Origin of the sequence: Clostridium sp. KNHs214, from assembly GCF_000744935.1 — a bacterium.
Classification (GTDB): Bacteria; Bacillota; Clostridia; order Clostridiales; family Clostridiaceae; genus Haloimpatiens.
Genome location: NZ_JQMW01000009.1, coordinates 956,508 through 970,368, shown reverse-complemented (window position 1 = coordinate 970,368; position 13,861 = coordinate 956,508). Strand labels below are relative to the sequence as shown.

The window sequence follows — 13,861 nt, the reverse complement described above, 5'->3', positions numbered from 1 at the left end:
AAAAATAGTATATTGATAGAAATAATATACTAAAAAACATGTAGTAATTTTAGGAGGCTGTGCTTTGGATATATATGATATTTGGCTATGTTATGCTAAAATACCTAATAGAATAAAGGTAGAATTATTTAAGAAATTTAAAACTTCTCAAAAAGTATGGTATTATTGTATAGAAAATAAGATGAATTTAAATAATAATATAAGAGGATGTTTGAAAGAAGCATGGAATAAAGATAAATTAGAGCAATTTATAGAACAAATTAATATAAATAATATAAAGGTTGCTAAATTTGGAGATGAAAAATATCCTATTAGTTTAAAAAAGTATGTTGATGCTCCATTTATTTTATTCTATAAAGGCCATATAGAGGCATTAAATGAATTGAAAACTGTTTCGGTAGTAGGTGCTAGAAATTCTACTTTTTATGGAATGCAATGCACTAAATATATAGTAGAAATATTAACTAAGAATAATATAGGTATCATAAGCGGAATGGCAAAAGGAATTGATAAAAATGCGCATGCTACTTGTATTGAATCAGGAGGATACACTTGCGCAGTCTTAGGCTGTGGAATAGATATAATTTATCCTAAGCAAAATAGAGAACTATATTATTCTATAATGGATAAGGGGTGTATAATATCTGAGTTTTTACCAGGAACCCCACCTTATAGTTATAATTTCCCAATCAGAAATAGAATAATAAGTGGATTGGGAAAAATATTAATTGTAATTGAAGCAGGAGAAAAAAGTGGAACTCTCATAACTGCTAATTGCGCTTTGGAACAAGGTAAAGATATTGTGGTAGTTCCGGGATCTATATTTTCACCTCAAAGCAAAGGTACTAATAAATTAATAAGTGAAGGTGCATATCCTTTTGTTGATATTGAAGGAGTTTTTAATTTGTTAAGAGAAAATTGTAATTATAATCTTATCAAAGATGAAACTGGAGATAAAGGACATAAATCTAAGGAAATCCGCGGTAAACTCTCCAAATTGATAGGAGATAGCCCTATTCATATTGACGATATAATAAAAATATGTCATATTGACATAAGTCAATTATATGATGTATTATTTGAAATGCAGTTTAATAATGAAATAATGTGTTTATCTGGAAATTATTACGTTAAAATTCATAATATATAGATAAATGAACATAATATTTAATAAAATTACATATTGGAGGGGATAAGATGGGACAGAAGTTAGTAATAGTAGAGTCACCAGCTAAAGCGAAAACTATAGGAAAATATTTGGGAAAAACCTATAAGGTAACAGCATCAATGGGTCATGTTAGAGATCTTCCAAAAAGTAAATTGGGAGTAGATATAGATAATAATTATGAACCTAAATACATAACTATAAGAGGAAAAGGTGACTTGCTAGATAAGTTAAAAAAAGAAGCAAAAAAAAGTGAAAAAATATATCTAGCTACGGACCCTGATAGAGAAGGGGAAGCTATTTCATGGCATTTAGCTAATGCTCTAAAGATAGATAATGAAAAAAAGTGTAGAATAGAATTTAATGAAATAACAAAAAATGCTGTAAAAAATGCAATAAAATCTCCTAGAAAAATTAATATGGATTTAGTAAACGCTCAACAGGCTAGAAGAGTTTTAGATAGATTAGTTGGATATGAAATAAGTCCTATATTATGGAGAAAAGTTAAATGGGGACTTAGTGCAGGAAGAGTTCAATCTGTGGCGCTAAAGATTATATGTGATAGAGAAAATGAAATTAACGCTTTTGTGCCAGAAGAATATTGGACAGTTGAGTGTCAACTATCAAAAAATAGTAAAAAAATAAATGTGCAATTAAATTCATATAAAAATGAAAAGCTTCAAATAAAAGATGAAGATCAGTGTAACGGTATAATTAAGGATTTAGAAAAAAATGATTTTATAATAAATCAAATTAAAAAATCCACAAAAAAGAGAAGACAACCCTTACCATTTACTACAAGTACTTTGCAGCAAGAGGCTTACAAAAAATTAAACTTTTCAACTAAGAAAACCATGTCTTTAGCTCAACAATTATACGAAGGTATAGATGTAAAAGGTCATGGGACTGTTGGATTAATAACTTATATGAGAACAGACTCTGTAAGAATTTCTGAAGAAGCACAAAGTTCAGCTAAAGAATATATAAAAGGTACTTATGGTGAAGAATATATAGGAGAAAACACTAAGAGAGTTGATAACAAGGGCAATAAGAATATACAAGATGCTCATGAGGCTATAAGACCAACTTATGTGGAATTAAATCCAGAAGAAATAAAGGAAAGCTTAAAAAGAGATCAATATAAATTGTACAAATTAATATGGGAAAGATTTGTAGGTAGTCAAATGGCTATGTGCATAATGAATACAGTATCAATAGATATTAAAAATGGAGAATATGGACTAAAAGCATCAGGTTCTACAGTAAAGTTTGATGGATTTACTAAAATATATAGGTCTTCTGATGAAACATCTTTAAAAGAGCTACCAGAGTTTAAATTAAATGATAAATTAAACAAAGAGGATATAGAAGGGAAACAGCACTTTACTCAACCACCTGCAAGGTTTACAGAAGCAACCCTTGTAAAAATATTAGAGGAAAATGGAATAGGTAGACCAAGTACTTATGCGCCAATAATATCTACATTATTAGACAGAAAATATATTGAAAGAGAAAAAAAGGCTTTAATTACGACAGAACTGGGAATAATAATTAATGATATTATGTTTAATTATTTCAAACAAATAGTGGATGTAGAATTTACTGCAGCAATGGAAAAAAGATTGGACTCCATAGAGGAAGGAAAAGAAACATGGAAAAAGGTCGTAGATGAATTTTTCACGCCACTTAAGGGTGCTATAGATATAGCTGAAAAAGAATTAGCTAAAATTACTATAGAGGATAAGGTTACAGATATAAAATGCGACAAATGTGGTAAATTTATGGTTATAAAACACGGAAGATTTGGTGATTTTTTAGCATGTCCGGGCTACCCTGAGTGTAAAAGTACAAAACCTATAGTAAAAGAGTTAGATGTGGAATGTCCTAAGTGCGGAGGAAAAATACTTGTAAGGAAAAGTAAGAAAGGTAGAACATTTTATGGATGCAGCAATTATCCTGATTGCGACTTTGTAAGTTGGTTTGAACCTGTAAATAAGAAATGCCCTAATTGTGGTAATTATATGACTAAAAGATTTAATAAGACCCAGGGTGAATATTATAAGTGTTCAGTTGATACTTGTGGATATAAAGAATCTGTGAAAGAAGAATAAAAAAATTAGCATAATTATATAAAAATGTCGAAATTAATAAAAATCATGTTGAAATGACCTTAAGTATATGTTATCATAGATTAGTGAAAATAATAATTCTAAAATTTCAAAAGAAAAAAACAATTCTAAATATTCTGTGAAAAAGAATTTAAGTTCCGGACAGGATTAGATAAATTAAAAGGAGGTTTATTATGGCATCACTATTAGAAAAAACACGTAAAATAAATAAAATAATACAAAAGACAGGTACCGAACCTGTTGCGTTCGATGATATATGTAAAATATTAAGCGAAGTTTTAGATTGCAATGTATATGTAATAAGCAGAAAAGGAAAAATATTAGGGCATAATTTTTCAAGTGGATTCGAATGTGAAATAGTTAAAGATAAAATACTTAAAGACAAGAGATTTCCAGAAGATTATAACAATAAATTACTTGAGTACAATGAAACAAAGGCTAACCTAGGAAATAAAGGCATATGTGCTTTTGAAGATGAAAAAGAGTGTGATCTTGATAATAAAGTTACAACAATAGTTCCTATAGTTGGAAATAGAGAAAGACTTGGAAGTCTACTTTTAGGTAGGTTTAATAAATCTTTTACAGATGATGATTTAGTACTTGCAGAATATAGTGCTACTATAGTTGGTATGGAAATTTTAAGATCTAAGCAGGATGAGATAGAAGCTGAAGCTAGAAAAAAGGCAGTAGTTCAATTAGCTATAGGTACTTTATCCTATTCAGAATTAGAAGCAGTAGAGCATATATTTAATGAATTAGATGGAAATGAAGGATTGCTTGTAGCATCTAAAATAGCAGACAAGGTTGGCATAACAAGATCTGTAATAGTAAATGCATTGAGAAAATTTGAAAGTGCTGGAGTTATTGAATCTAGATCATTAGGAATGAAGGGTACTCACATTAGAATATTAAATGAAAAACTTTTAGAAGAATTAAAAAAAATAAAATAAGCATAATAAAACAAATGTGAATAACAATGAAAATGTGAGATCATATCTCACATTTTTTTATGGAAATCCCATAAGTTAATTATTATTGTTTTTTTATTATGTATATGTTCGGAATTGATTTTAAACTGTATATTTAATAGATTTTTTAAAAATATTATTTTTTGATATTGAATAGGTTATTTACATATGATATACTACATAAGGAGAAAATACACACATTATCCAATTTGCACAGCGCGGTGCCGTATGGTGCTGTGTAATATGAAGGTAATGGAGGATTAACCAAATAGGAGGTAATTTTAATGTCAGTAATATCAATGAAACAATTATTAGAAGCAGGAGTTCACTTTGGACACCAAACAAGAAGATGGAACCCTAAAATGGCTCCATACATATTTACAGAAAGAAATGGAATATACATCATCGATCTACAAAAGACTGTAAAAAAAGTAGATGAAGCTTATGATGTAATAAGAAGTATTTCAGAAGAAGGAAAAGATGTATTATTTGTAGGTACAAAGAAACAAGCTCAAGAAGCTATAGCAGAAGAAGCAGTAAGATGTGGAATGCACTTTGTAAACAATAGATGGTTAGGTGGAATGCTTACTAACTTCCAAACAATAAAAACAAGAATCGGAAGATTAGAAGAATTAGGAAAAATGGAAGAAGAAGGAGTTTTTGATGTTCTTCCAAAGAAAGAAGTTACAAATCTTAAGCATGAACAAGAAAAACTTGAGAAAAACCTTGGTGGAATAAAAGATATGAACATTTCTAATGTAGGAGCATTATTTGTAGTTGATCCAAGAAAAGAGAAAAATGCTGTATTAGAAGCAAAAATATTAGGAATACCTGTTATAGGCATAGTTGATACAAACTGTGATCCAGATGAAGTTGATTACGTAATACCTGGTAATGACGATGCAATAAGAGCCGTTAGATTAATAGTTGCTAAAATGGCTGATGCTGTTATTGAAGGAAGACAAGGCGAGCAATTAGCTGAATAAAATAGAAGATACAACTTCAAAATAAAGGTAGATGAATGAGAAATTCATTTACCTTTTGAATTAAATATGAACGGGAGGAATAAAGATGATATCAGCAAAACAAGTTAAAGAACTTAGAGAAACTACTGGAGCTGGAATGATGGATTGCAAGAAAGCTCTAACTGAAACCAACGGAGATATGGAAAAAGCAATAGAATTATTAAGAGAAAAAGGATTAGCTGCTGCTGCTAAAAAAGCAGGAAGAGTAGCTGCGGAAGGATTAGTTAAAACTTATATATCTGAAGATGCTAAAGTTGCATCAATGGTTGAAGTTAACTGTGAAACAGATTTCGTTGCTGTTAACGAAGAATTCGTTAACTTTGTTGATGGAATAGCAAAACAAGTTGCAAATTCAAACATAAACACTGTAGAAGAATTATTAGAAGAAAAATTTGTAGGCGATGCATCTATGACAGTTAAAGAAAGACTTACTGCTTTAATAGCTAAAATAGGTGAAAACATGTCAATAAGAAGATTCGTTAAAATGAATGTTGAAAAAGGCGCTATTGAAAGCTATATACATGGAGGCGGAAGAATAGGTGTACTTGTTGAATTAGGCTGTGAAAATGCTTCTCCAGTTTTAGCTGAATTAGGAAAAGATATAGCTATGCAAATAGCTGCTGTAAATCCATCATTCTTAGACAGAACTTCTGTAGACAATGAAACATTAGAAAAAGAAAGAGAAATATACAAAGTTCAAGCTATGAATGAAGGAAAACCAGAAAATATAGCTGAAAAAATGGTAAACGGAAGAATAAATAAATATTATAAAGAGAACTGTTTGGTAGAGCAAGTATGGGTTAAAAACTCTGATTATACAATAGAAAAACTATTAGCTGAAAAATCTAAAGAAGTAGGCGCAAAGATAGTTATAAATAAATTTGTTAGATTTGAAAAAGGCGAAGGAATTGAAAAAAGAGAAGAAGACTTTGCAGAAGAAGTAAAAAAACAAATGCAGGGATAATGCTAGCTAAAGAACAGAAGAGAACACTGCGTGTTCTCTTTTTTTAAAACAAGAAATAGATAGTTATACAATTTTTACAAAATTGGAGGTATAATGTATATGAAGGCTGCAAAATATAAAAGAATAATGTTAAAACTTTCAGGTGAAGCTTTAGCAGGAGAAAAGGGTTACGGAATAGATTTTGATATAGCCAATAAAATTTCACAGGATATAAAAGAACTTGTGGATGCTGGCATACAGGTAGGAGCTGTAGTAGGTGGAGGCAACATATGGCGTGGAAGAAATGGTGAAGGAATGGATAGGACTACTGCAGATTATATGGGCATGTTAGCTACCTGTATAAATGCATTGGCACTTCAAGATTGTTTAGAAAACATGGGTGTAAATACTAGAGTTCAAACTGCTATAGAAATGAGAGAAGTTGCAGAACCTTTTATAAGAAGAAGAGCTATGAGACATTTAGAAAAAGGAAGAGTAGTGATTTTTGCAGCTGGTACGGGGAATCCATATTTTTCAACAGATACAACTGCAGCTTTAAGAGCAGCAGAAATTGAAGCTGAAGCTATATTATTAGCAAAAAAAGTAGATGGTGTTTATGATAAAGATCCTCATAAATATGAAGATGCTAAAAAATATGATGAGCTGAAATATATCGATGTATTAGATAAAGGTCTTCAAGTTATGGATTCAACTGCAACATCTTTATGTATGGACAATAATATACCTATAATTGTATTTGGATTAGATTGTTCAGAGAACATAAAGAAAGTTGTATTGGGCGAAAAAATTGGTACGATAATATCAAAATAATAAGGAGGATTTTTATGTCTAAGGAATTAATTAAAACATTAGATGAAAAGATGAATAAGACAGCTGAAGCGCTTAAAAGGGATTTAGCTACTTTAAAAGCAGGTAGAGCTAACCCTTCCATGCTAGATAGAATAGGTGTAGAATATTATGGTTCTTTGACTCCATTAAACCAAATGGCAAACATCTCTGCACCAGAACCAAGAGTTTTGTTAATACAGCCATGGGATAGAAATACTATGAAGGATATTGAAAAAGCTATTCTTGTTTCAGATTTAGGAATAAATCCTTCAAATGATGGCACTGTCATAAGATTAGTTGTTCCTGAATTAACAGAAGAGACTAGAAAAGACTTGGTTAAAACTGTTAAAAGGATGGGCGAAGAAAGTAAAATAATTATAAGAAATTTAAGAAGAGAAGCTAACGACAAAGTTAAAAAAATGAAAAAAGAGATGTCAGAGGATGAGGTTAAAGTTTTAGAAGAAAAGATTCAAAAGGAAACTGATAAATTCATAAAGGAAATAGATAGTATAATTGATAAAAAAGAAAAGGACTTAATGTCCTTATAGTAAATAAACCTGCATTAATGCAGGTTTAATTACATAGAAGGGGGTACTTCATGAAATTCCTTTTTTTTAAAAATAGAAAAAAATTACGAGAAGAAAATGGGAAGCATATATTAGATAAATTAGATTTGAATAGTATTCCAAAGCATATAGCTATAATAATGGATGGTAATGGTAGATGGGCAAAAGAAAAGAATTTACCAAGAACCATGGGACATAGAGCTGGAGTAGAAACTATAAGAGACATAGTAAAAGCATGTAATAACTTAGGGGTTAAGTATTTAACTCTCTATGCATTTTCCACTGAAAATTGGAAAAGACCTAGAGATGAAGTCAACTCTCTTATGAAACTATTGGTAGAATACCTTAAAAACGAATTTGAAGAATTGGACTTTAATAATGTTGTTATAAATAGTATAGGAGACATTTCGAAATTACCTAAAATATGTGAAGAAGAATTAGTGAAAGCTTATGAAAACACAAAAAATAATACAGGACTTGTGTTAAACTTAGCCCTTAATTATGGTGGACGAGATGAATTAACAAGAGCTTTTAAGAATATGTATAAGGATTTAAATGAAGGAAAAATTAGTGAAGATGAAATTGTAGATAGCACAATTTCTAATTATTTATATACTGCAGGAATGCCGGATCCGGATATTGTTATAAGACCTAGTGGAGAACAACGTATAAGCAATTTCCTATTGTGGCAGTGTGCATATGCGGAGTTTTGGTATTCAGATATAAAATGGCCTGATTTTAAAAGAGAAAACTTATATGAAGCCATATATGATTATCAACATAGAAATAGAAGGTTTGGAGCAATAAAGTAAGGAGGGGAATATGAAGAATAAACGTTATTTAGGAGCATTAATTTTAGCACCACTACTTATTTTTCTTTTTATAGGTGGAAATACACTTAAATTTTTATTGTTAGCACTATCACTTATGGGTATGTATGAAATTTTTAATGTAGCTAAGGAAAAAGGTATAAAATCTTTGAATTTTATAGCATATATATTTTGTATTTTATATTATTTGTTTTTAAATAAATTTGAATCCAATAATATGTTTTTAATAAGTATTGCAATCTTTACTTTTATATGCTTATGTATAACTGTTTTAAGTGAAAAACACAATTTTATTGATGTGGGAGTAACAGTATTAGGCTTTATGTATGTAGCTGTATTTTTTAGCTTTATAAGCTTAATAGAACAAAAAACATATGGAAATTATCTTATTTGGTTAGTATTTTTATCCTCTTGGCTATGCGATACTACTGCATATTATGTTGGAAAAAACTTTGGAAAGAAGAAATTAAATCCAAGAGTAAGTCCTAATAAAAGTATAGAAGGTTCTATAGGCGGATTGTTAGGTAGTACAATAGCTTGTGGAGTATATGGTTTTTTTATAAATAAATCAGGAATAAATTTAAGTATATATCACTTTTTAATTATAGGGTTATTATGCGGAGTATTTTGTCAATTTGGAGATTTAGTAGCATCAGCTATTAAGAGAGTGGTTGGTATTAAAGACTACAGTAATTTAATACCTGGACATGGAGGTATTTTAGATAGATTTGATAGTATATTATTTGCCTCTGTAGTAGTATATTCTTATATAAGCATAGTAATCGGTATTTGATGTAATGGCGCTGAGTAATTTAACTCGGCGTTTTTTTAGTGCAGATATCTATAAAAGTATTAATTACATATGCATGCAATAGCAAAATATTGTAATAATCATAATTAAACTATTAAGTTATTTAATCAAGTTTACATAATTTTAGTTATGTATTAAGAATTTAAAGTAAACTAAAAGAAAACACTTAGGTTTTAATTTAAAAATTTAAGAAACAAAATAAAAAATTCTAATAAATATATAAAAACTAAACATTAATATATATTTAATTAACGAATATATTATTATATAACAATTAATTGGAGGAAATTTATTGGAGAAATATAATAAACTAATTAAATGTATTTTACTTTTAGCTATATTTATTTTAGTAACCTTATTAATAAAAAAATATTTCAAGCCATTTTTTACAATAGTAATTATTTTTTATTTTTCAAATCCTCTATATAAATTTTTTTGTAAACATAAAATTTCTTCTAATAGAATAAATGCATTTATTAGTATATTATTTATTAATATAATATTTTTTTTAATTATACTATTAGTTGGCAATTTTATATTTAATAATGTTGATGTATTTAAACTCCAGTATATTTTATACAAGGAAAATTTAAATATACCTTCAGTGGCAAATATAATAAATATACAAGAATTTTTAAATAGCATAAAAAATGTAATATCCAGTATATATAGTAATCCATTTATAAAGAAAGGTGCTTCTTATACATTTGAAGGTATCCTAGCTTATTTCATTGGAAATATTATAGTGTACTTTGTATTAACAGATAAAAATATTTTAGAAAAATATATACAAGAATTAATTAGTGAAAAAAATTATATGATTATAAAGAATAAGTTATACACTATAAATAAGATTTTACAGATAGAAATGGGATTAGTTATAATTACTACTATAGAAACTATATTAGGTTTTATAATTTTGAAAATAGAGCATGCTGTGGTCTTAGGATTAATATGTGGTATATTAGATATAATACCGTATATTGGCACCATAGTAATTTTTATTCCTTTAATACTATATAAAATTTATTGTAAACAGTATATAATAGGAATAGGTTTAATTCTTCTATATGTATTATTAGCTATAAATAGAGGAATATTAGAAGCTAAATTTATGAGCCATAAGTTTAAAATTCATCCAGTAGCTGCTATAATATCCTTTTATATAGGAATTAAATTTTTTGGAGCAGTAGGGATGTTTATGGGTCCACTATATATATTAACTGTAAAAGAAACAATTTTAAATTAAAGAGGAGTGATATTTTTGAAAAATATAACTATATTAGGGGCAACGGGATCTATTGGTACTCAAACCCTAGATGTAATTATAAAAGAGAGAGAAAATTTTTGTTTGAAGGCAATTTCTGCTAACAAAAGTTATGATAAAATAATAAGAATTATAGAGGAATTCAAAGTTCAATATGCAGTAATGATGGATAAAGAAGCATATGAAAAAGTAAGAGATTATTGTAAGTCTTTGAGTTTAAATACGGAAGTTCTCTATGGTATGGAAGGGTTAAAATTTATAGCTACTTTAGAAGAAGTTCATATAGTGGTTACATCTGTTGTAGGAATGATAGGTTTAATACCTACTATAGAAGCTATAAGGGCTAAAAAAGATATAGCCCTAGCTAATAAAGAAACTTTAGTGGTGGCAGGAGAGATAGTAAAAAGAGAAGCATTAAAGAATAATATAAATATTCTTCCTGTGGATTCAGAACATGGAGCAATATTTCAATGCTTACAGGGAAATAAAAAAGAAGACATAAGTAAAATACTATTGACAGCTTCTGGGGGACCTTTTAGAGGTAAGAATAAAGAGCAATTAAAAAACATAACACCAGCTGAAGCGCTTAAACATCCAAAATGGAATATGGGAAAGAAAATTTCTATAGATTCTTCTACGCTTATGAATAAAGGACTAGAGGTAATTGAAGCACACTGGCTTTTTGATGTGGATTATGATAATATCCAAGTAGTTGTACATCCTCAAAGTATTATACATTCAATGGTGGAGTACATAGACGGAAGTATAATGGCGCAGTTAGCAGATCCTGATATGAGATTACCCATACAATATGCATTAAACTATCCAAAAAGAAAAGAGAAAGTTGTAAAGTCTTTAGATTTTTATGCTTTAAATACTCTTACATTTGAAAAACCAGATATGGGTACGTTTGGCTGTTTGTCATTAGCTTATGAAGCTGGAAAACTTGGTGGAATAATGCCTGCTGTTTTAAATAGTGCCAATGAGGTAGCAGTGGATTTATTTTTAAGAGAAAAAATAGGATATTTGCAAATAGAAGAAATAATAGAGAGCTGTCTAGGGAAGTTTAATAATATAAAAGAACCTGAAATAGAGGATATATTAAATACAGATAAGGAAGTAAGAGAGTATATATTTAGTACTTATTAATAGTAGGAAGGGGAATTTTCGTGAATATAGTTTATCTTTTATTAGCATTATTGGCTTTTAGTGTATTAATAATAGGACATGAGTTAGGACACTTTTGTGTGGCTAAACTAAATAATGTAAAGGTCGAAGAATTCTCAGTTGGAATGGGACCTAAACTTTTAGGTAAAAAGGGAAAAGAAACTGAATACTCAGTAAGAGCTATACCTTTTGGTGGGTATGTAAAAATGTTAGGTGAACAAGGAGAAGAGTCTTCTGATGAAAGGGCTTTAAATAATAAAACACCACTACAAAGACTATCTATTGTAGTGGCAGGTCCTTTAATGAATTTTATTTTAGCTATAATTTTATTTGGAATAATAGGTTATGCCAGTGGTGTAAAAGTTCCAGTAGTAAGTAAAGTTGAACTTAATAGCCCAGCGTATACAGCTGGCATACTTGAAGGTGATAAAATTATTGCTGTAGATGAAGCACAAGTTTCTTCTTGGGATGATTTTGTTAGAGCTATTAATGAAAAAAAGGATAGCCAAATGCAAATTACTTTATTAAGAAAGAATAATACTTTAACTAAAAAAGTGACACCAAAGGCATTACCAGAAGAAAACAGATATATAGTGGGGGTATATCCTTCTATAGAAAAAACAACTTTTGTTGGGGCAATATCTCATGGATTTACTGAAACATTTTCTCTTACAAAAGAAACATTTAATTTCTTAGGAGGGCTTTTCCAAAAAAAAGTGCCTTTAAGTGGTGTAGGAGGTCCTGTTAGTGTCATGAGAATATCTGCTAAAGCCGCAGAAGCAGGAATCCTTACATTATTATGGATTAGTGCTTATATAAGTGTACAATTAGCAATATTTAATCTTTTGCCTATTCCAGCTTTAGATGGAGGATGGATTTTAATATCTATTATAGAAATAATAATTGGAAGAAAATTAAATGAAGAGAAGATAGGAAAAATTACTTATGTTGGCTTTGTATTGCTTATGTCATTAGCTGTACTAGTTACTATAAAGGACATACTTTATCCTTTAAAATTATAGGAGATGAAACCAAATGATTAGAAGAAATACTAAAAAAATAAAGGTTGGAGATATATATGTAGGTGGCGATTCTAAAATCACCGTACAATCAATGACCAATACAGATACAAGAGATGTGGAAAAAACTATTAAACAAATAATAGAATTAGAAGATGCTGGCTGTGATATAATAAGATGTGCTGTGCCGGATGAGGAAGCTAGTGAGGCTATAAAGCACATAGTATATAAAATTAAAATTCCATTGGTTGCAGATATACATTTTGATTATAGATTGGCTATTAAATCTATAGAAAATGGGGTCCATGGTCTTAGAATTAATCCAGGTAATATAGGGAGTATAGATAGAATTAAATTAGTAGCTAAAGCAGCTAATGAAAAAGGTGTTCCTATAAGAATAGGCGTTAATTCCGGATCTTTAGATAAAAAATTATTAGATAAATATAAAAGAGTTTGCCCAGAAGCGTTAGTAGAAAGTGCCTTAGAGCATGTAAATATATTAGAAAGTGTAGGCTTTAATAATATAGCTATATCTATAAAGTCATCGGATGTTGTGCAAATGATAGAAAGTTATAAGCTCATATCAAAAGCTGTAGATTATCCTCTTCATTTAGGGGTAACAGAGGCTGGAACAAATTGGAGAGGCACTATAAAATCTAGTGTTGGTATAGGTTCACTTTTGTCTCAAGGCATAGGTGATACCATAAGGGTTTCTTTAACTGGTGAGCCGGTAGATGAGGTGAAAGTAGGAAGAGAAATTTTAAGATCTTTAGGATATTTAAAGTCAGGAATAGAATTTGTATCTTGTCCTACTTGTGGAAGAACGCAAATTGACTTAATAAGCATTGCAAAAGAAATAGAGGATAAACTTACTACTTGCAAAAAAGATATTAAAGTAGCTATAATGGGTTGTGTAGTAAATGGACCTGGGGAAGCTAGAGAAGCTGACATAGGTATCGCAGGAGGAAAAGGAGAGGGGTTAATTTTCAAAAAAGGAGAAATAATAAAGAAAGTAAAAGAAAAAGATTTAGTACAAGAGCTTATTAAAGAAATAGAAAAAATATAGTATAATATAATGCAGGATTTAATTAATGTAAAATCCTGCATTATTGATTACAGTAC

At 29.3% G+C, this 13,861-nt stretch carries 13 protein-coding genes; all 13 read left to right on the top strand.

Annotated features, from left to right (window positions below; genetic code table 11):
* Positions 1-64: 64 nt before the first annotated feature.
* Complete coding sequence (dprA, locus tag CC89_RS07070; protein WP_035290649.1) at positions 65-1,150, top strand: DNA-processing protein DprA; 1,086 nt, start codon at positions 65-67, stop codon at positions 1,148-1,150.
* Between the two features lie 47 nt (positions 1,151-1,197).
* The gene (topA, locus tag CC89_RS07065) at positions 1,198-3,276 is read left to right on the top strand and encodes a type I DNA topoisomerase (RefSeq protein WP_035290647.1); all 2,079 of its coding nucleotides are present in this window, start codon (positions 1,198-1,200) and stop codon (positions 3,274-3,276) included.
* Between the two features lie 191 nt (positions 3,277-3,467).
* Complete coding sequence (codY, locus tag CC89_RS07060; protein WP_035290645.1) at positions 3,468-4,244, top strand: GTP-sensing pleiotropic transcriptional regulator CodY; 777 nt, start codon at positions 3,468-3,470, stop codon at positions 4,242-4,244.
* Positions 4,245-4,546: 302 nt separating this feature from the next.
* On the top strand, positions 4,547-5,248 hold the full coding sequence (rpsB, locus tag CC89_RS07055) for a 30S ribosomal protein S2 (RefSeq protein ID WP_035290643.1): 702 nt from the start codon (positions 4,547-4,549) through the stop codon (positions 5,246-5,248).
* Positions 5,249-5,333: 85 nt separating this feature from the next.
* The gene (gene tsf / locus CC89_RS07050) at positions 5,334-6,251 is read left to right on the top strand and encodes a translation elongation factor Ts (protein WP_035290641.1); all 918 of its coding nucleotides are present in this window, start codon (positions 5,334-5,336) and stop codon (positions 6,249-6,251) included.
* A 99-nt stretch (positions 6,252-6,350) separates the two neighbouring features.
* Positions 6,351-7,061: a UMP kinase gene (gene pyrH, locus CC89_RS07045; RefSeq protein WP_035290639.1), complete on the top strand. Its 711-nt coding sequence runs from the start codon at positions 6,351-6,353 to the stop codon at positions 7,059-7,061.
* 14 nt (positions 7,062-7,075) lie between these two features.
* On the top strand, positions 7,076-7,627 hold the full coding sequence (gene frr / locus CC89_RS07040) for a ribosome recycling factor (protein ID WP_035290637.1): 552 nt from the start codon (positions 7,076-7,078) through the stop codon (positions 7,625-7,627).
* Between the two features lie 50 nt (positions 7,628-7,677).
* Positions 7,678-8,457: an undecaprenyl pyrophosphate synthase gene (uppS, locus tag CC89_RS07035; protein WP_035290635.1), complete on the top strand. Its 780-nt coding sequence runs from the start codon at positions 7,678-7,680 to the stop codon at positions 8,455-8,457.
* 10 nt (positions 8,458-8,467) lie between these two features.
* Positions 8,468-9,268: a phosphatidate cytidylyltransferase gene (locus CC89_RS07030; RefSeq protein WP_035290633.1), complete on the top strand. Its 801-nt coding sequence runs from the start codon at positions 8,468-8,470 to the stop codon at positions 9,266-9,268.
* A 310-nt stretch (positions 9,269-9,578) separates the two neighbouring features.
* Positions 9,579-10,535 carry an AI-2E family transporter gene (locus CC89_RS07025; protein WP_035290631.1) on the top strand — a complete coding sequence of 319 codons (957 nt, stop codon included), beginning with the start codon at positions 9,579-9,581 and terminating at the stop codon, positions 10,533-10,535.
* A 15-nt stretch (positions 10,536-10,550) separates the two neighbouring features.
* Positions 10,551-11,702, top strand: coding sequence for a 1-deoxy-D-xylulose-5-phosphate reductoisomerase (locus tag CC89_RS07020; protein WP_035290629.1), 1,152 nt, complete (start codon positions 10,551-10,553; stop codon positions 11,700-11,702).
* A 20-nt stretch (positions 11,703-11,722) separates the two neighbouring features.
* Positions 11,723-12,742 carry an RIP metalloprotease RseP gene (gene rseP / locus CC89_RS07015; RefSeq protein ID WP_051931580.1) on the top strand — a complete coding sequence of 340 codons (1,020 nt, stop codon included), beginning with the start codon at positions 11,723-11,725 and terminating at the stop codon, positions 12,740-12,742.
* Positions 12,743-12,755: 13 nt separating this feature from the next.
* Positions 12,756-13,805, top strand: coding sequence for a flavodoxin-dependent (E)-4-hydroxy-3-methylbut-2-enyl-diphosphate synthase (gene ispG / locus CC89_RS07010; RefSeq protein WP_035290627.1), 1,050 nt, complete (start codon positions 12,756-12,758; stop codon positions 13,803-13,805).
* Positions 13,806-13,861: the final 56 nt, after the last annotated feature.

What these genes read in the sequence shown, in the direction of transcription:
- topA (WP_035290647.1), top strand. Translation starts at nt 1,198, where the DNA reads ATGGGACAGAAGTTAGTAATAGTAGAGTCACCAGCTAAAGCGAAAACT.
- codY (WP_035290645.1), top strand. Translation starts at nt 3,468, where the DNA reads ATGGCATCACTATTAGAAAAAACACGTAAAATAAATAAAATAATACAA.
- rpsB (WP_035290643.1), top strand. Translation starts at nt 4,547, where the DNA reads ATGTCAGTAATATCAATGAAACAATTATTAGAAGCAGGAGTTCACTTT.
- tsf (WP_035290641.1), top strand. Translation starts at nt 5,334, where the DNA reads ATGATATCAGCAAAACAAGTTAAAGAACTTAGAGAAACTACTGGAGCT.
- pyrH (WP_035290639.1), top strand. Translation starts at nt 6,351, where the DNA reads ATGAAGGCTGCAAAATATAAAAGAATAATGTTAAAACTTTCAGGTGAA.
- frr (WP_035290637.1), top strand. Translation starts at nt 7,076, where the DNA reads ATGTCTAAGGAATTAATTAAAACATTAGATGAAAAGATGAATAAGACA.
- uppS (WP_035290635.1), top strand. Translation starts at nt 7,678, where the DNA reads ATGAAATTCCTTTTTTTTAAAAATAGAAAAAAATTACGAGAAGAAAAT.
- CC89_RS07030 (WP_035290633.1), top strand. Translation starts at nt 8,468, where the DNA reads ATGAAGAATAAACGTTATTTAGGAGCATTAATTTTAGCACCACTACTT.
- ispG (WP_035290627.1), top strand. Translation starts at nt 12,756, where the DNA reads ATGATTAGAAGAAATACTAAAAAAATAAAGGTTGGAGATATATATGTA.